Here is a 24,103-nt window from a genome sequence, read left to right on the forward strand (position 1 = left end):
CCGTACGGCAGACTCCGCAGGGTGAGGAAGATCTATGTCATCGGTATCGGGGCGGGCGACCCCGACCATCTGACCGTCTCTGCGGTCAAGGCGCTCCAGCGCGTGGATGTGTTCTTTCTGCTCGACAAGGGCGGGGAGAGGGCCGGTCCCGTCGACCTGCGCCCTGAGATCCTGCGCCGCCACACGGGCGGGCACGTCCATCGGCTGGTCGAGATCCCCGACCCCGAGCGGGACCGGAACACCGACGGCGCCGGCTACCCGGGGGCCGTCGGTGCCTGGCGCGGCCGGCGGGCCGCGCTGATCGAGCGCGCCATCGCCGGCGAACTGGACGGGGACGGGGGCCCGGACGGCGCGCGGACCGGGGCGTTCCTGGTCTGGGGCGATCCCTCCCTGTACGACTCGACGCTCGCCGTGCTGGAGGAGGTCCTGGCCCGTGGCAGGGTCCGTTTCGAGTACGAGGTGATCCCCGGCATCAGCAGCGTCTCCGCGCTGGCCGCGCGCCACCGCGTCGGGCTGACCCGGGTGGGCCGGCCCGTCCAGATCACCACGGGACGGCGGCTCGCCGAGGGCTGGCCCGACGGGGTGGACGACGTGGTGGTCATGCTCGACGCGCAGCAGGCATATCTGCGCCATCTGGATACCGACCCCGTCATCCACTGGGGCGCCTATGTGGGCACCGAGGACGAGATCCTGGTCTCCGGCCGGCTCTCCGAGGTGGCGGAGCGGATCGGGGAGCTGCGGGCCGCGGCGCGGGCCCGCAAGGGCTGGATCATGGACACGTATCTGCTGCGACGGGAGTGAACCGTTCCCGCGCGGGGGCGCCGGGGCCGGGGCGCGAACCCCGGCGGCCGGGGCGCGGGCCGTCGATACGGTCCACGCCGCCGTCGCCACGGTCGCTGTCGTCGCCGTCATCCGGGCAGGGCTCTCATCAGGCGCGCCCCACGAAGTCCCAGGCACCGTGGCCCGCCCGGTAGACCACGAACCCGGGCTCCGTGCGCAGGTAGGCGGCGCCGCCGGGCGCCGTGACCTGGTCGGGGTGGGCGGCCGGTACGTGGACCTCCGCCGTCGCGCCGACGGGGACACGGACGGAGAGCCGCAGCGCGCCGCCGATCGCCGACCAGGCCACCGACGCCTCGCCCCGGACGGTACGGATCCAGGTGCGGGCCCAGGTGACCCCGGTGCGGCCGTCGGGCCGTACGGTGAAGGTGCGGTAGCCCGCGTCCCCGGGGCGCAGCCCGGCCACGTTCTCGTACAGCCACTGGGCGACCGTGCCCTGGAAGTAGTGGTCGCGCGAGCGCGAGTCGACGGGCCACATCTCCCACATGGTGTCGGCGCCGTTGTCGAACCAGTAGCCCCAACTCGGGTACGTGCGCTGGGTGGCGATGGCGTGTGCCACCTCGGGGTGGCCGTGTGCGCACAGGACGCGCAGCAGCACGCTCGTGCCGAGCGCCCCGGTGTTGAGGTGGTTGCCGCGCGCGGTGATGTCCGCGACGAGGCTGTCGACGACCGAGGCACGGGCGCCGCTCGGGACCAGTCCGAAGGCCAGTGGGAGGGCGTTGGACGTCTGCCGGTAGCCGGGGTCCTTCGCCGTTCTGTAGTGGCCGGAGGCGTCGAGGAAGGTGGCGTTGAAGGCGTCCTTGAGACCGTTCGCCGCGGTGCGGTAGCGGGCCGCCGTCCCGCCGTGGCCCAGCAGTTCGCCCATCTCGGCCGTCTGGATGAGCGCGCGGTGCAGATAGGCGGTGGCCGTCAGCCGGGTGTCCTCGGGCGGGTTGCCGCCGTAGCCGGGCGGCAGGTAGTCGCCGAGCGCGGTGATCGCGAGACCGCCGACCAGCCGCTCCAACTCCCAGTCCAGATAACGGGTCAGGGTGGTCCAGTGCTCCCCGGCCACCCGGTCGTCGCCATAGATCCGGTACATCTCCCGTATCAGGAACGGGTATACGGTCGTCCACTCGGGCGAGGGGCCGAGGTCGCCGTAACCCCAGCCGCCGCTGGGGACGATCACCGGCAGTTGCCCGTCGGGGTTCTGGCTGTCCGCCAGGTCGCCGAGCCACTTGGTGAGGAAGCGGTGCACTCCGAAGGCGTACTCCATGACGGGCGCGCCGAGTTGGGCGTCGCCGGTCCAGCCGTTCTTCTCGTACATCGGGGTGTCGGTGGGTATCCCGTGCAGGTTGTTGAGCAGGGTGCGGCGCATCGCCCGGTCGAGCTGTTCGTAGAACGGCTCGGAGCAGTCGAAGCCGCTGACCTCGGCCACCTTCGTATGGACCGTCCTGCCCACCACGTCGGACGGGCGCGGACGGGTCGGCAACCCGCTGACCTGCACATACCGGAAGCCTTTGTACGAGAACGACGGCTCCCACACCTCGGTGGCACCGCCGCCCGCGCAGATGTACTCGTCGCGCTGGAACCGGCCCGGCACATGCCCGGTCTCGGCGTGGACGCTGCCGTCCTCCTTCAGTTTCTCGCCGTGGACCAGCGACACGACGGTGCCGGCCGGTGCCCGTACGCTCAAGCGGGTCCATCCCGCCGTCGTACGGCCCAGGTCCACGACGTACACCCCGGGGGCCTGCTCGGTGATCGCGGTGGGGGTGTGGGTCTCGATGACCTCGATGGGGTCGTGCGGCTGGGCGCGCAGGGTGCCCCCGGGGGCGGACTGCTCGGCGGGGTGACGCCAGGAGCTGTCGTCGAAACCGGGCAGGGTCCAGCCCGCCGGGGCCAGCCGGGCGTCGTACGTCTCCCCCGCGTAGAGGGAGTTGGTGAGGGTCGGGCCCTCGGTGAGGCGCCAGTCGGTGTCGGAGACGACGGTGGTACGGGAGCCGTCGGGGTGGTCGGCCTCCAGCCGGCACAGCAGGCGCGGTTCGCCGTGCCACGGGGGCCGGTGCCAGTTCCACACGTTGGGGGTGGTCATGCCGTAGAAGCCGCGCCCCAGGGTGACACCGATCGCGTTGGCGCCGCGCTTCAGGAGCGCCGTCACATCGTGCACCGCGTACATCACGGTCTCGTCGTAGTCGGTGAAGGCCGGGTCGAGCACCTGGCTCCCGACCCGCTCCCCGTTCAACTCGGCCACGTAGTAGGCCAGTCCGCTGATGTAGAGACGGGCGCGGCTGACGGGCTTGGGCAGGGTGAACGCGCGGCGCAGCAGGGGCGCGGGCGCCTCCGGCGTGGCGATCGAGACCCCGCTGCCCCACGGTCCTTGGCCGTAGGGCGCGAGCACGGTGGCGGCGGTCCAGCCGGTGTCGTCGAACTCGGGCCGCTCCCAGCCCGGTTGCTCGGTGTCACTGGCGCGCCACCGCTCCCCGGTGGTCAGTTGGTGGGTGGCGCCGTCGGCCGTCTCGACCAGGAGGCGCCCGAGCAGTCCGGCCGGGTTGACGGAGGCGGCGCCGCGGTTGGTGGCGACCGCCGCCAGGACGACCGGGCCACCGGCCGCGGCGCGTACGGCGGCGGTGACATCGGCGGCCGCGCCGGTGCGCCAGGCGTCCACCTGCTCGGGGGTGTGCAGGACCTGGCGGCCGTTCAGGTGGAGGGTGAAGTCGTCGTCGGCGGTGGCGACGAGTGTGGCCCGCGCGATGTCCGTGCCCGCGGGAAGGACGAGGGAGCCGCGGAACCAGCGCGGTCCGACGGGGGCGCCGCCCGTGGTCGCCCCCGCCGTCCAGATCCAGGACGCGCCGTCGAATCCGGGCGGCGCGGCGGGCTGGTCGGCGCCTATCCACCGCGCGTGCCACCGCTCCGTACCGAGCGCGGTCTCCCACCAGCCGGGCTCGCTCCACGCCGAGGCGCGCCCCTCGTGGTCCCAGACGCGGACCTGCCAGTGGCAGCGGGTACGGGGCGGCAGTACGGGGCCCGCGTAGGGCACGGCGACGGTACGGTCCGAGGCCACGCGGCCGGTGTCCCAGAGGAGTTCACGGCCGGCCGCGAGGGCGCGGCGGCCGGTGGCGGCCCGGATCTGGTACGCGCCCTGCCTCGCGCCCCGGCCGCCGTCGAGCACCCAGGACAGCAGGGGCGCGGCGACATCGGTGCCGAGGACGTGGTCGGCGTACTCGACGGTGGCGGAGGCGATACGGAGCCGCCCGGCCCGGCCCCCGGTCGGGGCCGCCGCCGCGGCCGGGGAGCCCATGGCCGGCCCGGCGAGCAGGCCGGCCCCCACCCCCAGCGCGGAGGTGTGCAGAAGACCCCGGCGCGTCCAGCCCATGCCCATCGCAGCCCCCAGAATTGAAACGTTTCATGTCCCGGGTATGCATCGTAGGGCCGACCTGTCCGCGCTCACAAGAGGTGCGGACGCGGCAAGAGGTGCGGGAGGGGTGGCCGCCCGCACGGGGCGTCGGACCGGGTGCGTGGCCACACGGCGGCTGCCCGCCACGGAGGACGTGACGGGCAGCGGCCCGGCGCCGGGCGTCCGCGCGCTACCGCGTGAGCACGGCGCGGATGGTCTTGCCGCCGCCCGCGCGCGGCAGGACGGTGACCCTCTCGGCCAGGCGCTGGATCATCGGCCAGCCGAAGCCGCCGGTCCGGCCGGTGAGATCGGGGGTCCGGTCCTGCGGTGGGGTGGGGCTCGGGTCGTGCACCACGATCTGCAGGCTGCGGCGGTCCGCACGCAAGTGCAAAGAGGTCACCTCGCCCGCGTGCCGGATCGCGTTCGTCACCAGCTCGGAGACGAGCAGGACCAGATTCTGGGAGGTGTGCGCGGAGGGCTCGGGAGAGAGGCCGGCCAGGAATCCGTAGGTCGCCTCCCGCGCCTCTGCCGCCAGCTCCGGGCGCAGCGCCCACTCGACATGGTCGTGGGGTCGCGTGTCACTCATGGGAGGTTGTTGCATCGGACTCACCCCGTCGTTCGGATGTCGGTGCGGCTGTCTCCTGCCGTCGTTTACCCCAGCAATCACCATCGAAGAGTGTCCGAGTGCATCTTGTTTTCGGTGAGTCGTACAGGAAGTCCGCTATGGGGGCACATGGTCTCCACCGGCGGGGGCATACGCGAGCACGGCGGACGGTGGCGCCCGGCGCGGGGACCACGCCACGCGCGCCCTCCGCACCACCGATCCGACGACGGAAGGCACGTCCGTGCACATGACCCACCTCCCGATACCGCGCGCGCTCCCCGTTCCGAGGGTCCGATGACGGTCTGCCAGGAGCCGCCGGAGCCCACCGCCCCGACGCCCGCTCCGGTCACCTCGTCGGTCGCCGCCGCTCCGGCAGCGGGGCCTCAGATGCTGCGGCGCCGGCTGGAGCGGCTGCTCGGGATCGCCGCGACCGAGGGCAACGAGCTCGTCAGGCTGCGCAACGGCGATCAGATCTTCGCCGCGATGCTGGCGAGCATCCGGGGCGCGGAGCACACCGTCGACATGATGACCTTCGTCTACTGGCGCGGTGACATCGCCGCGGAGTTCGCCGGGGCGCTCGCCGACCGGGCCCGCGCGGGGGTACGGGTGCGGCTCCTGCTGGACGGTTTCGGCAGCCGGCTGATCGAGCGGGGGCTGCTGACCGCGATGACGGAGGCCGGGGTCGAGGTGGCCTGGTTCCGTAAACCGCTCTGGATCACCCCGCTCAAGCAGAACCACCGCTGCCACCGGAAGGTCCTGGTGGTGGACGAGTCGACCGGGTACACCGGCGGGGTGGGGATCGCCGAGGAGTGGTGCGGCGACGCCAGGAACGAGCACGAGTGGCGGGACACCCATGTACGGGTGCGCGGCCCGGCCGTGGACGGTATCGCCGCCGCGTTCTCCCAGAACTGGGCGGAGTGCCACGACACGCTCTTCGACGAGCGGGACCGGTTCGTCGAGCACCCGCCGCGGGGCGGCGCCGCCGTACAGATCGTGCGGGGTTCCGCCAGCTTCGGCTGGCAGGACATGCAGACCCTGATGCGGGTGGTGATCGAGTCCTCGCAGGAGCGGCTGCGGCTGGCCACCGCCTACTTCGCGCCCGACCCGTACTTCGTCGAGCTGCTCTGCCGGGCGGCCGGGCGCGGGGTGGAGGTGGAGATCCTGCTGCCGGGGCCGCACACCGACAAGCGGGTCTGCTCGCTGGCCGGGCAGCGTCATTACGAGGACCTGCTCGCGTGCGGTGCACGGATCTGGGAGTACCGGCCGACGATGATGCACGCCAAGGTGATCACCGTGGACGGGCAGGCCGCGCTCGTCGGCTCCAGCAACTTCAACCGGCGTTCCCTGGACCATGACGAGGAGGTCATGCTCGCGGTGCACGACGAGGAGTTCACCGCTGTCCTGGACGCCGACTTCGACGAGGACCTGCGGGTGAGCGAGCGGATCGAGCCGGGCCGGTGGAAGCGGCGCTCCGTGGGGCGGCGCGCGCTGGAACGGGCGGTCGCCCCCATCCGCCGCTACCTCTGAGAGCCGGGGCCGTCCGGCCGGCCGCCCCGGCCGGGACGTTCGCGCACCGGCCGGCGCACCGCGTCAGCCGGCCGCGTCGGTCCCGTCGGCGGGCGCCCCCGCGGCTCCCTCGGACGCGAGCGCGGCCTCGATCGTGGAGTACACCGGCACGGCCTGTTCCAGTCCGATGACGTCGAACAGGCGCTGGACGAAGGAGGAGGGCTGGGCGAGCCGCAGCCTCGGGCCCAGCGTGCCGTGGGCCTGGAGGAGCACGTTCACCGTGGTGGAGTCCGCGAAGGTGATGCGGGACAGATCCACGACGACGGGGCCCGTGGCGCTCTCCCCCGCCTCGGTCAGCGCGGTGACGAGCGGGGCGATGTTCTCCACGTCGAGATCACCGCTGACGGTGACCACGACCGCGTCGCCGTTCTGTCCCGTGGCCACTCTCATGGCCTGACCTGCGCTGTGATGAGGTTGCACAGGATTCCTTCGTGGGCTGTAGAGGTCAGGAGTGGCACCACGATAGAAGTGATAGTTGCCATTTGACAACATTCTCTGGTGCGCAACAATCTGTTCACTGCTTCCGCACAAGTGCTCTGCGCGGAGAGTAACGCGTCGATGCCAGGAAGTGGGCCCGAATGAAGCTATGCGCCGAGCTACGCGCTGTCCGCCACGTGGCTCCGTACCGGGGCCTCGGCCGCCTCCGCCCCGGCCCCCCGCCCCTGGTTCGCCGCGGCGCGGAAGGCGCTCAGCCCCTCCGCGAGCATCAGCACGTCCGACGGCTCCATCCGCTCCAGCACCAGCCCCACCTCACGGGTGCGGAAGGCGCGGTACTCGTCCAGCGCCTGGTGGCCGCGCCGGCTCAGCCGCAGCTCGACCTCTCGCCGGCTCGCACGGCTCTGGGAGCGGGTGACGAGCCCCATGGCCTCCATCCGGTCGCAGAGTCTGCTCACGGAGGAGGGACGCGACCCGAGCGCCTCGCCGAGGGTCCGCAGATTGGCTCCCTCATGCGTTTCGATGACGAGAAGGGCCCGTAGCTGGGACGGCGGGACCGGACCCGACGGCGCGGCCTCCTGGCCACGCCCCCACAGCACTTCGAGCAGTTCCGAGGCGGCACAGGCGGCCTCGGCGACCTGCTCGCGACGGCACGGCTGACCGGTGAAACGGGACATCGATCCACCCTTTCATCCGGTGTTGCCTTCTGTCAGCCCGGACCGACCCCGGACCGAACCGGCCCCTTGAGGAAAGCTGAACGACAGTGACTCTACTCGCGGATGTGGAAAGAGCGGTCCGCGCGGCGGCGCCGCACGACCTGGTGGGCACGTTGCGCGGCGTGCTCGCCACGGCGTACGGCACGACCTCCGTCACGCTGTACCTCGCCGACTACGCGCTCACGGTGCTCCGTACGGTCGACGACCCCACGGCCCCCGCCGCCGAGGGGCTGTCGCTGCACAACTCGCCGGAAGGCCGGGCGTTCGGCAGCCAGGAGCCGCGTGAGCAGGAGGTCAGGCACCGGGACGCGGTGGACCACCACCTTCCGGTCACCGTGCGCGGCGAACGGCTCGGCATCCTCACGGTCCGGCTGCCGAGCGAGCTCTCCACCCCGGGGACCGTCGACGACCTGACGCAGGTCGCCGATCTGCTGGGCCACGAGATCCTGGTGGCGGAGCGGGACACGGACCTCTACCAGCGGGCGCGCAGGGCGAGCCGGCTGACCCTGGCGGCCGAGATGCAGTGGGAGCTGCTCCCGGCCCGCGCCTGCACCGCCCGGGAGTACGCCATCGGCGCCCAGCTCGAACCCGCCTACGCGATCCACGGCGACAACTTCGACTGGGCGTCGGACGCGGACGAGCTGACCCTCGCGGTGACCAACGGGATGGGCGAGGGCATCCATGCCTCCCTGCTGACCAATCTTGCCGTCAACGCCCTGCGCAACGCGCGCCGGGCGGGCATCGGCATCGCCGACCAGGCGGCGCTGGCCGACCAGGCGCTGTACGAGCAGCACCGGGGCGCCTCGTACGTGTCGACGCTCCTGCTCCGTTTCGAGCTGGCCACGGGGCGGGTCGAGGCGGTGGACGCCGGGTCGCCCGAGCTGTGGCGGCAGCGCGACAAGACCGTGGAACGCATCGACCTCGACGCGCAGCTCCCGCTGGGCATGTTCGAGGAGTCGGACTACGTGGCGGAGTCGTTCCAGGTGCTCCCCGGCGACCGGCTGCTCTTCGTGAGCGACGGGGTGTACGCGGCGGTCTCGCCGCAGGGCGAGGCGTACGGGGACCGGGCGCTGGCGCGGGCGATCAGCGCGACGAGTCTGCTGCCGGCGGCCATGGTGCCGCGCGCGGTGCTGCGGGAGCTGGCGGCCTACCGGGACGCCGAGTCGACGGACGACGCGCTGGTGCTCTGCCTGGACTGGTTCGGCCGCCAGGAGGAGTGAGACCCGGGCCGGGTGGCCCAGGAGAGCCGAGTGTCCCGGGTGACCCGGGAGAGGTGACGGCGAAGGCCCGTGCGACGTGCGGTACGGCGCAGTGTGTGTCAGGCCGGGACCCCGCGGGCCGCCAGGTCGAAGACGGCCTGGACCCGCTTGCCCACCGGGACGCGCTCCGCCGTGAGCCGGTCGGCGAGCGCGTGGACGATCTCCAGACCGTGCCCGCCGAGCCGGGCGGGGTCGCGCGGGTAGCGGCGCGGCAGGGCCGAGCTGCTGTCGTACACGGTCACGAGCACCTGCTGGTCCGTGCCCTCCAGCTCCAGCACGTACGGTCCGTGGCTGTGCCGCTCGGCGTTGGTGACCAGCTCGCTGACGACCAGCAGCAGATCGCCGGTGGCACGGTCACCGAGGGCGGCGAACCACTCGGCCTCCAACTGCTGGAGGAACCGTTCGGCCAGCAGCCGGGCCTCGGCGATACAGCCGGGCTCTCCGCTGAACTCGCCGGCCCGCCGCAGTGGCTGTACGGAATCGGTCATGGCCGTGAGGGCCGTTCCCGCGATGGTCTGTTCGTTCATAGCTCCTGCCCGCGCACCGGTGAGGCGATCGGGGGACCCCCTTCTCCGATTGCCCTTATGCCCTCACACGCCGTCGGTATGCCCGCCGGTTTCGTGAAAGGTGTCACCTGTGCCCGGGAATCCGCCCGGGAAGGCGGACCACGGTGACGAAGAACTCATCGATCTGCCGGACGGCTGCGATGAATTGATCGAGGTCGACCGGTTTCGTCACGTAAGCGTTCGCGTGCAGTTTGTAGCTGCGCAGGATGTCCTCCTCCGCCGACGAGGTGGTGAGGACGACGACGGGGATCAGGGAGAGCTCGGGGTCGGTCTTGATCTGCTCCAGGACCTGGCGGCCGTCGTACTTCGGCAGATTGAGGTCGAGCAGGACCAGATCGGGCCGGGGCGCGTCCGGGTAGGCCCCTCGCCGGTAGAGGAAGTCGAGGGCCTCCTCCCCGTCGCGCACCACGTGCAGGGTGTTACGGATCTTGTTGTCCTCGAACGCCTCGCGGGTCATCAGCTCGTCGCCCGCGTCGTCCTCGACGAGCAGGACCTCGATCGGTTCGGCGCGCGGGGGGTGCGAGTTCACAGGGCGGCTCCAGGGGAGGTGTGCGGCGGCCTCGCCCCACCGGCCGCCTCGTCGGGCGACTCGGTCGGCTCGGCCGGCTCGGGAAGATCGGGCTGATCGGATCGATCGGTCCGGTCGGCGGACCCGGACGATCCGTCGGACGGCTCGGGCTCGTCCGGGATGGCGGGCAACGTGAAGTGGATACGGGTGCCGCCCTCGGCCACGGACTCCAGCCAGATCCGGCCCCCGTGGAACTCGACGATCTTACGGCAGAGCGCCAGCCCGATACCGGTGCCGTCGTACTCGTCCCTGGCGTGCAGCCGCTGGAAGATGATGAAGACCTTCTCGGCGAACTCGGGCGCGACGCCGATGCCGTCGTCGGTGACGGTGACGTGCCACTCCTCGCCCTCGGCGACGCATCCGACGGTGATCCGGCCGGGGCCGTCCGGGCGGCGGAACTTGACCGCGTTCCCGACGAGGTTCTGGAGAAGCATGGCGAGGGTGGTCGGGTCGCCGGTCACGCGGGGCAGCGGGTCCTCCCGTACGACCGTGACCCCGGACTCCTCGACGGCGAGCGCGAGATTGCCGAGGGCGCGGTCCAGGACCTGGTCCAGTTCGACGGCCTGCCACGCGTCGTGCACGCGGCCCACCCGGGAGAAGGTGAGCAGATCGTTGATCAGGATCTGCATGCGCTTGGCGCCGTCGACGGCGAAGTCGATGTACTGCTTGCCCCGGCCGTCGAGCTGCTCGCCGTACCGCTTCTCCAGCAACTGGCAGAACGAGGCGACCTTGCGCAGCGGCTCCTGGAGGTCGTGCGAGGCCACGTAGGCGAACTGCTCCAGCTCCGAGTTCGAGCGGCGCAGTTCCTCGGTCTGTTCCGCGAGCAGGTCCTCACGCAGCCGCGTGGCCGCGATCTCGTCGACCAGCCGGCGGCGCATGTCCTCCACCGCGGCGCCGACGGCCCGCAGGTCGGAGGGGCCCCGTACCTCGATGCGCCGGTCGAACGCCCCGGCGCGTACGCCGTCGGTCGCGGCCCGCAGCGCGTTCAGCGGCCGGCCGACCATCCGGTGCAGGACGACGGCGAGGCCCAGCACGGCCAGGACGAAGCCGGCGAGGATCACGAGGAAGACGGTGTCGCGCAGCGCGCGGGCGTCGCTCAGATCGGCGCGTGCGTGGTCCCTGGCCTCGTCGAGATGGCGCTGCTGGACGGTGAAGAGCCGGCGCAGTTCGTCGAACGCGGCCTTGTTCCCGGCGAGCCGTTCCCCGGAGGCCGTGACGGTGCCCATGGTCCGTACGGACTCGATCAGGGGCTCCGCCTCGTCGCGCCGCCACTGTCCGGCGGCGCGGGTGAGCCGGTCGAGATCGGTGGCGGCCCGCCGGTCGGACCCGACGACGACGCGCATCCGCGCGGTGAACCGCTTCTCGTCGGCGCGGCCCTGGTCGTACGGCGCGAGGAACGACGGGTCGGCGGTCAGCGCGAAGCCGCGCACCCCGGTCTCCTGGTCGAGCAGGGCCCGCTGGAGCTGGAAGGCGGTGGACCGGGCGGGCTGGATCCGGTCGACGAGTTCGTTGGTGCGGTCGTTGGTCCGGGACAGCAGCACACCCGCTATGACGGTGCAGCCGCAGACGACCAGTACCAGGGTGACCAGGATGAGGCGCACCCATCCCTGGACCGAGAGCCGGGCGCGCGCGGTGCGCCACAGCGAGGAGGGGCGCGCCCGCGGGGGCCGCGTCACGGGGTACCGCCCCAGCCGAGGTGGAGCACGGCGACGTCGTCCGCGAGTCCGCCGTACGGCGCCGCCCCTTCGGTGGCGCCGTCGACCAGCGCGTCCACGAAGGCGCGCGCGGGCAGTTCGCCGTGGAGCCGCGCCAGTCGCAGGAGTCCGTCCTCGCCGAGCCGGGTCGCCGGCCCCGTACGGCCTTCGAAGAGGCCGTCGGTGAAGAGCACCACATGGCCGCCGGGCGGCAGCGGGATCGTGGTCTCGGTCCAGCGGCCCGCGCCGGGCAGCAGTCCGAGGGCCATGCCGACCTGTGGTTCCTTCCAGGTGACGGCGGCGCCGTGGCGTACGAGCAGACCGGGGTGCCCGGCGCGCACGACGCGGAACTCGCGGCCCCCCGGCGGGAAGACCAGGGAGGTGACGGTGGCGAAGAGGTGGTGGTCGGACCGTTCCGCGACGAGGATCTCCTCCAGGAGTCGTACCCGGTCCAGCGGCGGTGTGCCGCACAGGACGGCGGTGCGCCAGGCGACGCGCAGGCAGACCCCGAGGGCCGCCTCCGCGGCTCCGTGGCCGGACACGTCCCCTATCACCGCGTGGACGGTGCCGTCCTCGGTCTGGACGACGTCGTAGAAGTCTCCGCTGAGCAGGCCGTGGACCCGGCCCGGTTCGTACCGCGCCTTCGCCTCGAAGTCGTCGCCGCGCAGCAGGGGAACGGGCAGCAGGCCGCGTTCCAGCCGGGCGTTCTCCTGGGCGATCAGTTCATTGGCGCGCAGGGCGGCGGCGGCCTGTTCGACCTGCTTGCGCTGGAGGGCGTAGCGGACGGCGCGGCTCAGCGCCTCCGGATCGATGCGCCCCTTGACGAGGTAGTCCTGCGCGCCGGTGGCCACGGCGGAGAGCCCGGCCTCGCCCTCGGCCATGCCCGTGAGGACGACGATGGCGGCGTCCGGGGCGGTGCGCAGGATACGGGTGACCGCGTCGACGCCGTGGACGTCCGGGAGGTGGAGGTCGAGCAGGACGCAGACGGGAGCGGTGCGGTCGGCGAGGAACCGCTGGCCCTCGGCGAGCGTCTGGCACCACGTGAGCGAGGAGTCGAGATCGCTGTCGGCGAGCATCTCCTCGACGAGCAGCGCGTCCCCCGCGTCGTCCTCGACGAGCAGCATGACCGCGTCGACGGCCCACAGGGAGTCGCGTACGGCGGGGGTGGCTTCCCGTACGGATGTGCCCTCGCGCGGGGCGGGCGGGGACATGGCTCCGGAGGTACGGCGGCCTCGCACCGGACGCGACGAGAGGCCCATGGGCAACTCGACCACACTCCACCCCCTCACCCGGCGTCGCCGGTCACCCGGTGTCATCCCGGCGGGAAGCATATGCGACATCCGGAGTGCCGCTCCGCACGCGGTGTGAGGAACGCTCCCCCGGGAGAAGTTACGGCAAACCGGCGGAGCGGAGCGCGGCGTTCCCGCACACTGGTTGCCGCGCACCGGTCCGCGCGCGGGGGAAACATGCGATGCTCTCCGCCGGGCTCGGGGCCGTGTGCGGTGTGTCACGGAGCTGACGCCGGGCAGAACTCAGCGGCAGGGAAGCCGGAGCCGTACGGGGGGTGCGGGGATTGACAACGGTCGACGACGGGGCGGACAACGCGGTGTCGGGGGCGCAGTCGTGGCTGGACGCGCGCCCGACGGGTACGGCGGAGGCCCGCGCGCTGGCGCGCTCCTTCCTGGACCGGCACGCGCCGGGCGTGCCCGAGCAGGCGGCGGTCGATGTGCTCCTGGTGGTGTCGGAGCTGGTGACGAACGCCATACGGCACGCGGGCGGGGTGACGGGCTTCCGGATCTCGGCGGGCACCGGAGTGGTCGAGATCGCGGTACGGGACGCGAGTCCGCGGCTGCCCGCGCTCGCGCAGCGGCGCGAGGAGTGGCTGCCGGGCGGCTACGGGTGGCCGCTGGTGCACCGGCTGGCCGAGGTGACGGTCACGCTCCTCGGGGACGGCGGCAAGCTGATCAGGGCGCTGGTACGGCACTGAACGGCGCGGTGGCGCCGCCGGGTCCTGGCCGTTCGGGCCGCCCGCCCCGTTCCGGGCCTCTCCCGTGGCCGCTCATGGCATGCTGATGCTCCCTGAGTTCCGGCCGCCCCGGAAGGGGATTCCTTTCCCCATGACGACGACAACGACGACAACGACGTACGCGAAGCAGTGAGAGGGTGAAGGGGATTCGTGCCGAGGCACGGCGTCCCACTATGTGAGGCATTCACCGAAGACCTCCTCCGCGACCGGCGGGGCCGTGGGCGAGGTGGCCCTGGAGTCCTCGCCGCACCCGGTGATCGTGGCCGACAGGACCGGTGTGGTCCGGCTGGCCAACGCGGCGGCCGCCACCCTGCTGCCCGGCCTCACCGCGGGCAGCGACCTCTCCCGGCGGGGCCCGCACTGGCTCGCCGAGGCGCACGCGGGGCGCGAACACACCGCGTACGGATCCGTGGGCGAGCGCTCGTACCGCGCGTGTGGCGCCGAGACCGGCTCGGGCTCCCTGACGACCTGGTGGCTCAGCGACGAGACGGACCACCGGGCCACGCAGCGGGCCCTGGACACGGAGCGCAAGCGCACCGCGTTCCTCGTCGAGGCGTCCAACCAACTGCTGTCGTCCCTCGACGCCCGCACGTGCGTGGACACCACGGCGCTCCTCGCCGCCGCGCACCTCGCCGACGCGGCGGTCGTCGTCGGACCGCGTACGGGCCGCCGGCTGCCGCTCACCCGCGCCGCGCGGGACGGTTCCCTCACCCACGGGACGCCGGTGGCCGACCCGGCGGACGTGCCCGGTCTGGCCGAGGCGCTCCGGGGCTTCCCGCCGGTGCCCTCGCGCTGGATCGCCCCGGGGTCCGCCCCGGCGTGGCTGGCGCCCGAGGGGTTCGGCGAGATCGGCCCGGTCGTGGTGACGCCGCTGCCCGGCAACGGGGTCCCCGCGGGCGCGCTGATCCTGCTGCGCCGGCCCGGCCGCGCCCCGTTCACGGAGGGCGAGGAGACCTTCGCCCGGATCTTCGCCGCCCGCGCGGGCGCGGCCGTCTCGGCCGCCCTGCTCTTCGCCGAACGGTCCTCCGTCGCGGATCTGCTGATGCGCGATCTGCTGCCGCCCCGGCTGCACCACTACGACGGGGTGGAGTTCGCCGGGGGCTACCGCCCCTCCCGTGACGGTCAGCGCGTGGGCGGGGACTTCTACGACTTCTACCCGGCCGAACAGCGGGGCGGCGAGAGCCAGGCCGTGCTGGGCGACGTCTGCGGCAAGGGGCTGGAAGCCGCCGTACTGACCGGCAAGATCCGCAACACCCTCCAGGCCCTGCGGCTGGTCGAGCCCGACCACGAGCGGCTGCTGAAGCTCCTCAACGGGGCGCTGCTCACCTCGCACCACACCCGGTTCGCGACGCTGGTGCTCGCCTCGGTGACGCGCCGGGCGCACGGGGTGGAGCTGCGGCTGACCAGCGGCGGTCATCCCGCGCCGCTGATCGTACGGTCCGACGGCACCGTGGAGGTGGCGCGGACCAGCGGCACCCTCATCGGAGCGCTGCCCGAGGTGTCGGCGCTGACGTTCCGTACGCTCCTGCGTCCTGGCGAGACCTGCCTCCTGTACTCCGACGGGATCACGGAGGCCAGGGGCGGGCCGTTCGGTGACGCCCTGTTCGGCGAGGAGCGGCTGATGTCCGCCCTCGGCGAGTGCGCCGGTATGCCGGCGGAGGCCGTCGTCGAGCGCGTCCAGACGCTCGCGACGGAGTGGGTGGGCCCGGGCGGCCACGACGACATGGCGCTCGTCGCCGTCACCGCGCCGCGCCGGAACCGTCTCAGTGCGGTGGGAGGCCACGGACCGGGCAGGTTCACCCCATGACCCGTACACACTCGGCTCCGGCGCCTCACCGCCAAGCCCCGCCCGCCCTGCCGGTACCGTCCCGAGGACGGCCCGGATGACCACCACACCGCCGGAACCGCTGGCCGTCGTCGTCACCACGCCCTCACCCGACATCGTGGAGGTACGGCTCGACGGCGAGATGGACTACGAGACCTCGTACGAAGTGATCGACACCGTACGGCAGTTGCTCCGTACCCACCGGGGTGTGGCGCGGCTGGAGCTGCACTGCGGTGGGCTCACGCTGTGCGACTCGATGGGCCTCTCGGCGCTGCTGATGATCCGGCGCCTCGCGGAGTCCGACGGCGTGCGCCTCGTGCTGACGGAGCGCAGGCCGTCGCTGGAGCGGGTGCTGCGGGTCACCGGCACCCTGGGCCATCTGGACGGGGAGGAGGGGGACGGGCGCAAGGAGCGCGCGCCGTCGAGCGACACCGGCCCCGGGTGAGATCGTCCGCCGTTCCCACCACTTCCCGGCCCGGGGTGAGCCGGCGTGAGCCAGCCCACGTTGACCTGGAGCGACGTTCCTCGGGAGGGTTGGCTGCATGACCCACCTATGTGCTCCACCGCCGTCGTCCGCGCCGCTTCGTGACGGGGACATGCCGTGCAGGGAGTACTGACCGGCTTCGCCGTCATCGCCGTCGTCATCGGGGTCGGGTATGTGATCGGGCGGCGCAGATATCTCGGCGACAACGGGCGTGAGGTGCTCACCAAGCTGGCCTTCCACGTGGCCACGCCCGCCCTGCTGTTCACCACCCTCGCGCGGGCCGATCTCTCGGTCGTCCTCTCCAGCCGGCTGCTGATCACGGCGATCAGTACGGCCCTGGCGGCCGGGGCCTTCGTGGCCGTCGCCCTGGTCCGCCGCTGGGACCTCGGGCGCACCACGATCGGCGCGCTGTGCTCCAGCTATGTCAACGCGGGGAACCTCGGTATCCCGATCGCCGTGTACGTCCTCGGGGACGCCTCGCTGGTGGCGCCCGTCCTGCTCTTCCAGCAGCTCGTGATGACACCGATCGCCCTGACGGTGCTCGACCTCGCGCGGCCGGGCGAGAAGCTGCCGCTCTGGCAGCGCCTGACCACACCGCTGCGCAACCCGATCGGCGTGAGCTCGCTGTGCGGGGTCGCCGTCGCGGCCACGGGGTGGACGGTGCCGGGACCCGTACTCGACCCGCTGCTGCTGATCGGCAACATGTCGGTCCCGGCCGTCCTGCTGGCCTTCGGGATCTCGCTGTGCGGCTCCGCGCTGCCGGGGCGCGGCCCCGACCGTCACCCCGTGCTGCTCTCCGCCGCGCTGAAGTCGGTCGGTCAGCCCGCCGCCGCCTGGGCGCTGGGCGCTCTGGTGTTCGGGCTGCACGGCGCGGCGCTGCTCGACGTCGTGGTGACCTCGGCGCTGCCGGCGGCGCAGAACCTGTTCACGTACGCCTCGCGCTACCGGGTCGCCGAACGGCTGGCGCGGGAGTCGATCCTGCTCTCCACACTGCTGTCGGTGCCGGTCCTGGTGGTGATCGCGGCGCTCCTCGGCTGAGGAGGCTCCCGCACGGCTTCCACGGCTCCCACTGCCCGCACGGCCCACACGACTCTCACGGCCTTCACGGGCTTCACGGCCTTCACGGCCTTCACGGCCGGCCGGTCGCCGCTCCGAGCGCGGAGCGGGCGATCGTGTCGGCCTGCCGGAACATCGCGGCGTTGCCGCGCGCCCGCGCGCCGATGGCGGTGTTCCACTCCACGCCCTCGACGGGGATGCCGAACGCGAAGAGCTGCGGATGCGGCCGGCCGGAGGCGTCGCGCACCCGCAGCTCGGCGGGGACGATGTCGAGCGCGCCGGTCGCCGTGGCGTCCTCCCCCACGCCCGCCAGGTGCGGGCGGGCCAGCCCCGAAGCGACGAGCCCGGCCAGCAGCGGGTCGGCGGTACGGGCCAGGTCCTGGCCGGGCAGCCAGGCGTCCAGCAGGGCGCGGGCGGTGGCGGGCGGGCCGCCGGTGGTCGGGGAGAGCGCGGTGAAGCGGCCCGCCCCGCCGTCGACGGTGACGGTGGGGCGCGCGCCCAGGAACTCGACGACGCCCGCCTCGCTCAGCGCGATCAGTTCGGCGATCCTGCGGGCGGGCGGGCCGCTGGCGACATGGGCGCCGTACGACCGGAACCACGCCAGTTCGGGGTGCGAGGCGCCGGTGAGCACACCCGCGGCGACGACCCGCCGTACCTGCCCCTTCACCGCGGCGACCGCCGCGGCGGCGGCCTTGACCGGGCTGCGCCCCGGTGCGCGCGCCGCCGCCAGGTCCGTACGCATCCACTCCCGCGCCCAGACGCCGAACGCCGCCCGGTCGGGGAAGGTCCGGCCGGCCAGCGGGGTGTCGAGGTCGAGCGCGTCGAAGCGGTCGGCGTCGTCGCGCAGCCCGTCGGCGAGCAGCTCCGCCTGGGCGTCGGAGCCGTGCCCGGCCGCCGCGTACCGCTCCAGGAACGTTTCGGCCGGCAGTAGGGCCGCCGAGGGCCGGAGATCGAGGAGCGTCCGGTACCAGGCCGCGCCCGCCTCCTGGGCGATCAGCGGCCACACCTCGGTGCGGAAGCCGACCGTGCCCGGCGCGCGGGCGGTCAGCCGTCCGACCGCCGCCTCGTCGAAGAAGGCCAGGGTGTGTCCCGGCGGCATCCGGCCCGGTGTCTCGGCGCGCGCGAGGTACGGCACGCCCCGGCCGGAGCCCGCGATCAGGCGCGGTTCGCGGCCCGAGGGCAGATAGCGCAGCGTGCCGCTCCCCGTCTCCTCGAACCGGCCGCCGCGCCCCGCGGTGACCAGGGTGAGCTGGTCGAAGAAGTTGAGCGCGAGGCCGCGTACGAGGACCGGCTCGGCCGGCTCCAGCAGATCGAGCGGGGCCTCGTGCGGATGGCCGGGCGGCAGATGACGCAGCCCGTGCCGCTCGGCGGCGGCGGTCAGCGTCCGTGCCTCGTCCGAGGGGCGCTGGTCGGTGTGGCCGGTGGCGAGGACGGCCGCGTCGACGAGCAGGCGCGTGCCGTCGTCGAGCCGGAGCAGCAGCCGCCCGTCCGCGGCCTCGTCCAGGGCGACGGCGCGCCTCGGGTGCGGGACGATCCGGACGGAGGGGGCGGCGCCCCGGACGATCCGGTCGTGGGCCCAGGCGAGATAGCGGCCCATCAGCGCCCGGGAGGGGAACTCCCAGGATTCGGTGCCCGGTTCGTGTTCGCTCGCCCACTGGGCCAGGGAGGGCCCGGTGGTCGCGGGTCCCGCCATCGTCACGGTGTCGTCGGGGAACGCGGTGGCGTGCCCGGAGAGCGTGTTCATGAGCAGGTGTCCGGACTGCCCGGGGTGCCAGATCCGCCCGGCGCCCGGCGGGTGCTCGTCCACGACGTGCACCTCGGCCGGGGTGTCCGCCCAGGGCCCCGCCGGGCCGAGGTTGGCCGTGAGGCGCTCCAGTACGGCGGTGCCGCGCGGCCCGGCCCCGATGACGGCGATACGGAGCGGCCGGGCGCTCACGCCTCGGTGTCCCAGATGTCGGTCAGCACACGGTGCATGTTACCGCCGAGGATCTTGGTGATGTCCTCGGCGGTGTAGCCGCGGCCGGCCAGCAGCTCGGTGATGAGGGGCAGGTCGGCGGGGGTGCCGAGGCCCTCGGGGTGGATCCGGTCGAGGTCGAGGTCCTCGCCGACGATGGGGATCTCCGGGTAGAGCCTGCGCACCCGCGCCATGCCCTCGCGGGAGTACTTGCGCTCGTCGCCGACGTCCGTGCCGATGATGACGTGGTCGATGCCGATCAGCTCGACCAGGTAGTCGATGTTGTCGGCGAAGACCTCGGCGCCCGGCCTGCGGGTCAGCCCGTCGGGGGTGAGGAAGCCGGACTTGGCGGCGAGGCCGAACACACCGCCGCGCGCCGCCAGTTCACGGGCGACGACATCGCTCTTGTTGCGCGGGCTGTCGACGAAGTGGGTCAGGCCCGCGTGGGTGACGAGGACGGGCTTCCCGGAGACCTCGATGGTCTCCAGGGTGGAGCGCTCGCCGGTGTGCGACAGGTCGAGGGCGACGCCCAGCCGGTTGGACTCCTTGACGAGGGAGCGGCCGAAGCGGCTCAGCCCGCCGTTGGCGCTCTCGCCGCTGCCGTCACCCGCGTAGTTCCGGTTCTGGTACGTCAGCCCCATGAAGCGCAGACCCAGTTGGTGGAGGGTCTCCAGCCGCCACAGGTCCTCCCCCACCGGCTTGCTGTCCTCGAACCCGGCGAACCAGGCCACGCTGCCCTCGCGCTGGGCGCGGGCGACGTCGTCCAGACCGTACGCCTGGAAGACCCGGCCGCCGGTCTCGGCCAGCCGGTGGCGCCAGCCGACGATGGCCGCCGCGGCGGCGTCGTACCCCTGGGAGATGGAGACCGCGTGGTTGATCGCCGTGACCCCGGAGACGGCGAGCTTGCCGAGGTAGGTCTCGTCGGCCCAGGGCAGCGGGGTGCAGTCGAGCGCGTTGAAGACGACGCTGTCCCGGTGGAGTGCGGTGGGGTCGAGGGGCTGCGCCGAGGTGACGGGCACGGTGTTCTCCTTACGGCGGGTGGGGCGTTCGGTCGGTACGTGGAGGGGGGTGGGGTCCGCTCAGCCGGATCGCAGGGTGCGCCGCAGCCCGAGTCCGCGTTCCACCAGGACGACCACGACGACGGAGAGCAGGACGAGCAGGACGGAGAGGGAGGCGACGGACGGGTCGCTGCGGTACTCGACGTACTGGAGTACGGCCACCGGCAGCGGCACGGTGTTCTGCCCGGAGACGAACAGGGAGATGACCGTCTCGTCGAAGGAGAGCAGGAACGCGATGATCGCGCCGGAGAACAGACCGGACCTGATGGTCGGCAGGGTGATCCGCCAGAACGTGACGAGCCCGTTGGCGCCGAGGGTCCGCGCCGCCTCCTCCGCGCGCGGGTCGGCCGAGACCAGGGAGGCGGCGACCGTCCGTACGACATAGGGGACGGTCACCCCGAGGTGGGCCAGGATCAGCCCCCAGTAGGTGTCGGTGAGCGGGATGGGCGCCAGGATCAGCAGCAGCGCGAGCCCGAGCACGATGTGCGGCACGAGCAGCGGCGAGAGGAAGACCGCCTCCAGCGCGGCGCGGCCCCGGAAGCGCAGCCGGGTCAGCGCGAGGGCCGCCGGTACGCCCGTGACGACGGCGAGCAGCGCGGTCACCGCGGCGGTGACCCCGCTGACCTTGAAGCCCTCACGGAAGGCGTCGTTGGCGAAGACCTGCCGGTAGGCGTCGAGGCTGAAGCCCTCGGGTGGGAAGCGCAGATAGGTGGAGGTGTCGAAGGACTCCACGAGCACGATGAGGATGGGCGCGAGGAGGAACAGATAGAGGACGGTCAGAACGACGGCCCACACGGCGCGGGTCGGACGGCTCGCGTTCATGGGCGGGCCTCCCCGGGTCCGGTGAAGCGGGCTTCGAGGGCGCGCTGGGCCCACAGGTAGACCGTGATGACCACGCCGAACACGGCGAGCAGCAGCATCGACAGGACGGCGGCGACCGGCCAGTCGAGGCTGGTGATGGCCTCGTCGTAGATCTCGGTGGCCAGGACGAAGACCCGGCCGCCGCCGATGAGCCGGGGGGTGACGTAGCCGCTGAGGCTGAGCACGAAGACCAGCAGCGCGGCGGTGAGCACCCCGGGCAGGGTGAGCGGCAGGACGACGCGGCGGAAGACGGTACGGCGGGGCGCGCCCAGGGACGCGGCGGCGTGCTCCAGCGCGGGATCGAGCCGGCCGAAGCCGCTGATCATCGCGAGGATGGCGAACGGCATGTAGATCTCCGTCGAGGCGATGACCACACCGGTGAGGTTGTTGGCGAGATGGAGCGGGCTGTCGATCACTCCGATGCCGGTGAGCGTCTTGTTGACGACGCCCTGGCTGCCGAGGATCGCCATCCACCCGAAGGTGCGCGCCACGGAGGAGATCAGCAGCGGCGCGATGGCGAGCGCGACGAGCAGACTGCGCCAGCGGCTGGTGGTACGGGAGAGGAAGAGCGCGACCGGGTAGGAGACGACAAGGGTGAACACGGTGACGAGGGCGCCGAGTTCGATCGTCTGCCCGATGACGTTCCAGTAGTGGGAGCTGGACAGCACCTCGCCGAAGGTGGCGAGGGAGAAGGTCTGCCGGATGAGACCGCCGTCCATCGACTCGTTGAACGACATGCGCACCACCCAGACCAGCGGCAGCGCGTACGTCAGCAGCAGCGCCAGCAGGCCGGGCAGCAGCAGCGCGAGGGCGAGCCGGGCGGTGCCGCCGCGGCGCGGGCGCGTCTTCGCGGGTGCCTCCGTGTCCGGCGTCGTCTTCGTGGGTGCCTGCGCCGTCGTGGGTGCCTGCGTCTTCGTGGGTGCCTGCGGCTCTGTGGGTACGGAGTCGGGGTCCGCCGTCATGACGGGTCCTCCGGGCGGTCCGTGCTCTCCTGACCGGCCACCAGTCGCGGCGCCGCCGGGTCCCAGGACAACTCCACCCCGGCGCCGGGGCCGAACGGCTCCTGCGTCCCGGTGGGCCGCTCGACGTCCAGGACGGGCCCGTCGGCGCCGACGCGCACCCGGTAGGCGACGGTCTCGCCCGCGTACCCGGCGGAGAGCACCGTGCCGCGCGCGCCGCCGCCGCTGCCCTGGGTGGCCGGGGCGAGGGCGATCCGGTGCGGGCGCAGCATCACGGTGGCCGTACGGCCGGACTCCACGGCGTCGCCCGCCGCGGGGACGGTGCCGAGGCCGGGCAGGTCGACCGGGGTACGGTCCCCTTCGCGCTCGCGGGCCGTACCGTCCAGCAGGTTGGCGCGGCCGACGAAGCGGGCGACGAAGGCGCGCTCCGGCCGCTCGTAGATGTCCTCGGGGGTGCCGACCTGTTCGATCCGGCCCTGGTTCATGACGGCGACGCGGTCGGCCATGGAGAGGGCTTCCTGCTGGTCGTGCGTGACGAAGACGGTGGTGACACCGGTCTCGCGCTGGATCCGGCAGATCTCGTCGCGCATCGCTGAGCGCAGTTGGGCGTCCAGGTTCGACAGGGGCTCGTCGAGCAGCAGCACGGCCGGCTCGACGACCAGCGCGCGGGCCAGGGCCACGCGCTGCTGCTGGCCGCCGGAGAGCTGGGCGATCCGGCGCCCGGCGAGATGGCCGAGGCGTACGAGTGTGAGCGCGTCGTCGACCCGGCGCTTCAGCTCGGCCTTGGGGATCTTGCGCATCTCCAGGCCGAAGGCGATGTTGCGGGCGACGTCCAGGTGCGGGAAGAGCGCGTACGACTGGAAGACCACGCCCATGTCGCGGCGGTGCACGGGGGCGTCGGTGATGTCGCGGCCGTCGACCCGTACCCGCCCGGCGGTGGGCGGGACCAGCCCCGCGATCATGCGCAGCGTGGTGGACTTGCCGCAGCCGGAAGGACCGAGGACGGCGAGCATCTTCCCGCGTTCCACGGCGAGGTCGATACCGCGCACGGCGGCGCCGTCCTTGCCGGGGTAGATCTTGGCGAGCCCGTCGAGCACCAGGTGCCCGGTGGCCGCCTCCGGCGCGTCAGCCACCGATGACCTCCTGCTTGATGCGGTCGACCCAGCCGGTGTAGCGCGTGGTGAGCCAGCGCCAGTCGACGGGTATCTGGTTCTTCTGCTGCTGGTCGGAGGCCGTGGTGCGCTCCTTGGTCGCCGCGGCCAGCTCGACGTCCTTGTTGACGGGCGCGTAGAACGCCTCGTCGTCGAACGCCTTCTGGGCCTCGGCGCCGATCGCGTAGTTGATGAACTTCTGCGCGGCGGCGCTGTGCCGGGACTTGTTCACCAGGTTGATCGTGTTGACCTGGGTGACGGTGCCCTCCTGGGGGAGGACGGGCTGGACGACGCCCTTGGACGCGTCCTTGTAGTACTGGCCGCGGGCGTTCCAGCCGACGGCGACGTCCGCGTCACCGGACTGGATCGCGGTGTAGACGTCCGGCGAGGGCTGCCAGGTCTGGACGGCGGGCGACAGCTTCTTCAGTTCGCCGATCGCCGGGTCGATGTCCTTCTTGTAGTCGCCGCCGAGGATCTTCTCCAGGGCGATGATCAGGGCGACGCCGCGGGTGTCCGCGATGGGCATCGCCAGCTTGCCCTTGTACTGGGCGTCCCAGAGGTCGTTCCAGCTCGTCGGCGCCTTCTTGACGTTCTTCGCGTTGTAGAGGATCGAGAGGCTGTCGAAGGTGACGGCGGGGCCGTAGCCGTCCGGGCTCTTCGCGGTGTCGACGAGGTGCGTGAGGTTGGTGACCTTCGACGCGTCGATCGGGGCGAAGAGCTTCTCCTTGTTGGCCGTCGGGGCCACGGAGCTGTCCATGAGGGCGACGTCGGCGACCGGCCGGCCGCTGCTCGCGCGCAGCTTGGCCAGCACCTCGGCGGAGTTCTGGATGGGGACGTACTTGACCGTGATGTCGGGGTTGGCCTTCTCGAAGGGCTCGATCACCGTCTTGGTGAAGGAGTCCTGGAAAGTGCCGTAGAACCCCATGAAGGTGATGGTCTGCTTGCCTCCGGCGTTCCCGCCGTCCGCCGCCGCACCGGACGGGGCGGCGGCGTTGGAGGTGCAGGCGGTGGCCAGCAGGGCGGTGGTGGTCAGCGCGGCTGCGGCGGTGAGGGTGGTGCGGAGGGTACGGCGGGAAGGCATGGCGGTCTCCGGTCGGGCGGATCGGAAGATACG

21 protein-coding genes are annotated in these 24,103 nt (G+C 72.6%); 7 read left to right on the plus strand and 14 right to left on the minus strand.

Going from position 1 to position 24,103, the window contains the following annotated elements:
- Positions 1-21: 21 nt before the first annotated feature.
- The gene (cobF, locus tag ACIO3P_RS32660) at positions 22-801 is read left to right on the plus strand and encodes a precorrin-6A synthase (deacetylating) (protein ID WP_401850098.1); all 780 of its coding nucleotides are present in this window, start codon (positions 22-24) and stop codon (positions 799-801) included.
- A gap of 127 nt (positions 802-928) precedes the next feature.
- On the opposite strand, the gene ACIO3P_RS32665 is transcribed toward cobF, so the two are convergent.
- Both ACIO3P_RS32665 and ACIO3P_RS32670 read right to left on the minus strand, forming a co-directional pair.
- Positions 929-4,186, minus strand: a complete 3,258-nt coding sequence (locus tag ACIO3P_RS32665; protein WP_401850099.1) for a family 78 glycoside hydrolase catalytic domain — start codon at positions 4,184-4,186, stop codon at positions 929-931.
- 211 nt (positions 4,187-4,397) lie between these two features.
- Positions 4,398-4,793 (minus strand): ATP-binding protein, encoded by a 396-nt coding sequence (locus tag ACIO3P_RS32670; protein ID WP_329823781.1) that lies wholly within the window; start codon positions 4,791-4,793, stop codon positions 4,398-4,400.
- 312 nt (positions 4,794-5,105) lie between these two features.
- Between ACIO3P_RS32670 and ACIO3P_RS32675 the strand changes: the two genes are divergently transcribed.
- The gene (locus ACIO3P_RS32675) at positions 5,106-6,338 is read left to right on the plus strand and encodes a phosphatidylserine/phosphatidylglycerophosphate/cardiolipin synthase family protein (RefSeq protein ID WP_401850101.1); all 1,233 of its coding nucleotides are present in this window, start codon (positions 5,106-5,108) and stop codon (positions 6,336-6,338) included.
- Between the two features lie 63 nt (positions 6,339-6,401).
- Here the strand turns inward: ACIO3P_RS32675 and ACIO3P_RS32680 are convergent, their stop codons facing one another.
- Together ACIO3P_RS32680 and ACIO3P_RS32685 are read right to left on the minus strand one after the other, a co-directional pair.
- Positions 6,402-6,767 (minus strand): STAS domain-containing protein, encoded by a 366-nt coding sequence (locus ACIO3P_RS32680; protein WP_401850102.1) that lies wholly within the window; start codon positions 6,765-6,767, stop codon positions 6,402-6,404.
- Positions 6,768-6,973: 206 nt separating this feature from the next.
- The gene (locus tag ACIO3P_RS32685; protein WP_401850103.1) at positions 6,974-7,489 is read right to left on the minus strand and encodes a MarR family winged helix-turn-helix transcriptional regulator; all 516 of its coding nucleotides are present in this window, start codon (positions 7,487-7,489) and stop codon (positions 6,974-6,976) included.
- A gap of 104 nt (positions 7,490-7,593) precedes the next feature.
- Here ACIO3P_RS32685 and ACIO3P_RS32690 point away from each other — a divergent pair, with 104 nt between their 5' ends.
- The gene (locus tag ACIO3P_RS32690; RefSeq protein ID WP_329823784.1) at positions 7,594-8,748 is read left to right on the plus strand and encodes a PP2C family protein-serine/threonine phosphatase; all 1,155 of its coding nucleotides are present in this window, start codon (positions 7,594-7,596) and stop codon (positions 8,746-8,748) included.
- A 98-nt stretch (positions 8,749-8,846) separates the two neighbouring features.
- Here ACIO3P_RS32690 and ACIO3P_RS32695 read toward each other — a convergent pair whose 3' ends face one another.
- From ACIO3P_RS32695 to ACIO3P_RS32710, 4 genes are all read right to left on the minus strand, one after another.
- The gene (locus tag ACIO3P_RS32695) at positions 8,847-9,314 is read right to left on the minus strand and encodes an ATP-binding protein (RefSeq protein ID WP_329823785.1); all 468 of its coding nucleotides are present in this window, start codon (positions 9,312-9,314) and stop codon (positions 8,847-8,849) included.
- Positions 9,315-9,417: 103 nt separating this feature from the next.
- Complete coding sequence (locus ACIO3P_RS32700) at positions 9,418-9,882, minus strand: response regulator (RefSeq protein ID WP_329823786.1); 465 nt, start codon at positions 9,880-9,882, stop codon at positions 9,418-9,420.
- On the minus strand, positions 9,879-11,597 hold the full coding sequence (locus tag ACIO3P_RS32705; protein ID WP_401850104.1) for an ATP-binding protein: 1,719 nt from the start codon (positions 11,595-11,597) through the stop codon (positions 9,879-9,881). Before ACIO3P_RS32705 ends, ACIO3P_RS32700 begins: the two co-directional genes overlap by 4 nt.
- A complete protein-coding gene (locus ACIO3P_RS32710) occupies positions 11,594-12,874 on the minus strand; it encodes a PP2C family protein-serine/threonine phosphatase (RefSeq protein WP_401850201.1) in 1,281 nt (426 codons plus the stop codon). Before ACIO3P_RS32710 ends, ACIO3P_RS32705 begins: the two co-directional genes overlap by 4 nt.
- A gap of 314 nt (positions 12,875-13,188) precedes the next feature.
- Here ACIO3P_RS32710 and ACIO3P_RS32715 point away from each other — a divergent pair, with 314 nt between their 5' ends.
- The 4 genes from ACIO3P_RS32715 to ACIO3P_RS32730 all read left to right on the plus strand — a co-directional run bounded on the left by ACIO3P_RS32715 (position 13,189) and on the right by ACIO3P_RS32730 (position 16,988).
- The gene (locus ACIO3P_RS32715) at positions 13,189-13,602 is read left to right on the plus strand and encodes an ATP-binding protein (RefSeq protein WP_329823789.1); all 414 of its coding nucleotides are present in this window, start codon (positions 13,189-13,191) and stop codon (positions 13,600-13,602) included.
- Between the two features lie 214 nt (positions 13,603-13,816).
- Positions 13,817-15,448 (plus strand): PP2C family protein-serine/threonine phosphatase, encoded by a 1,632-nt coding sequence (locus ACIO3P_RS32720; protein ID WP_329823790.1) that lies wholly within the window; start codon positions 13,817-13,819, stop codon positions 15,446-15,448.
- A gap of 76 nt (positions 15,449-15,524) precedes the next feature.
- Positions 15,525-15,911: an STAS domain-containing protein gene (locus ACIO3P_RS32725; RefSeq protein WP_401850106.1), complete on the plus strand. Its 387-nt coding sequence runs from the start codon at positions 15,525-15,527 to the stop codon at positions 15,909-15,911.
- Positions 15,912-16,067: 156 nt separating this feature from the next.
- On the plus strand, positions 16,068-16,988 hold the full coding sequence (locus ACIO3P_RS32730; protein WP_329823792.1) for an AEC family transporter: 921 nt from the start codon (positions 16,068-16,070) through the stop codon (positions 16,986-16,988).
- A 91-nt stretch (positions 16,989-17,079) separates the two neighbouring features.
- On the opposite strand, the gene ACIO3P_RS32735 is transcribed toward ACIO3P_RS32730, so the two are convergent.
- From ACIO3P_RS32735 to ACIO3P_RS32760, 6 genes are read right to left on the minus strand one after another with little or no spacing between them, the layout of a single operon-like run.
- Positions 17,080-18,942, minus strand: a complete 1,863-nt coding sequence (locus ACIO3P_RS32735) for an FAD/NAD(P)-binding protein (RefSeq protein ID WP_401850108.1) — start codon at positions 18,940-18,942, stop codon at positions 17,080-17,082.
- A complete protein-coding gene (locus ACIO3P_RS32740) occupies positions 18,939-19,979 on the minus strand; it encodes a dipeptidase (protein ID WP_401850109.1) in 1,041 nt (346 codons plus the stop codon). The genes ACIO3P_RS32735 and ACIO3P_RS32740 overlap by 4 nt, the downstream gene beginning before the upstream one ends.
- 60 nt (positions 19,980-20,039) lie before the next feature.
- Positions 20,040-20,840: an ABC transporter permease gene (locus ACIO3P_RS32745; protein WP_329823795.1), complete on the minus strand. Its 801-nt coding sequence runs from the start codon at positions 20,838-20,840 to the stop codon at positions 20,040-20,042.
- The gene (locus tag ACIO3P_RS32750; protein ID WP_401850111.1) at positions 20,837-21,841 is read right to left on the minus strand and encodes an ABC transporter permease; all 1,005 of its coding nucleotides are present in this window, start codon (positions 21,839-21,841) and stop codon (positions 20,837-20,839) included. The genes ACIO3P_RS32745 and ACIO3P_RS32750 overlap by 4 nt, the downstream gene beginning before the upstream one ends.
- Entirely contained in the window at positions 21,838-22,971 is a 1,134-nt protein-coding gene (locus tag ACIO3P_RS32755; protein WP_329823797.1) for an ABC transporter ATP-binding protein, read from the minus strand. The genes ACIO3P_RS32750 and ACIO3P_RS32755 overlap by 4 nt, the downstream gene beginning before the upstream one ends.
- Positions 22,964-24,070: an ABC transporter substrate-binding protein gene (locus ACIO3P_RS32760; protein WP_401850113.1), complete on the minus strand. Its 1,107-nt coding sequence runs from the start codon at positions 24,068-24,070 to the stop codon at positions 22,964-22,966. Before ACIO3P_RS32760 ends, ACIO3P_RS32755 begins: the two co-directional genes overlap by 8 nt.
- Positions 24,071-24,103 lie beyond the last annotated feature (33 nt).

This window comes from Streptomyces sp. NPDC087310, from assembly GCF_044744405.1.
Taxonomy (GTDB): Bacteria; Actinomycetota; Actinomycetes; order Streptomycetales; family Streptomycetaceae; genus Streptomyces.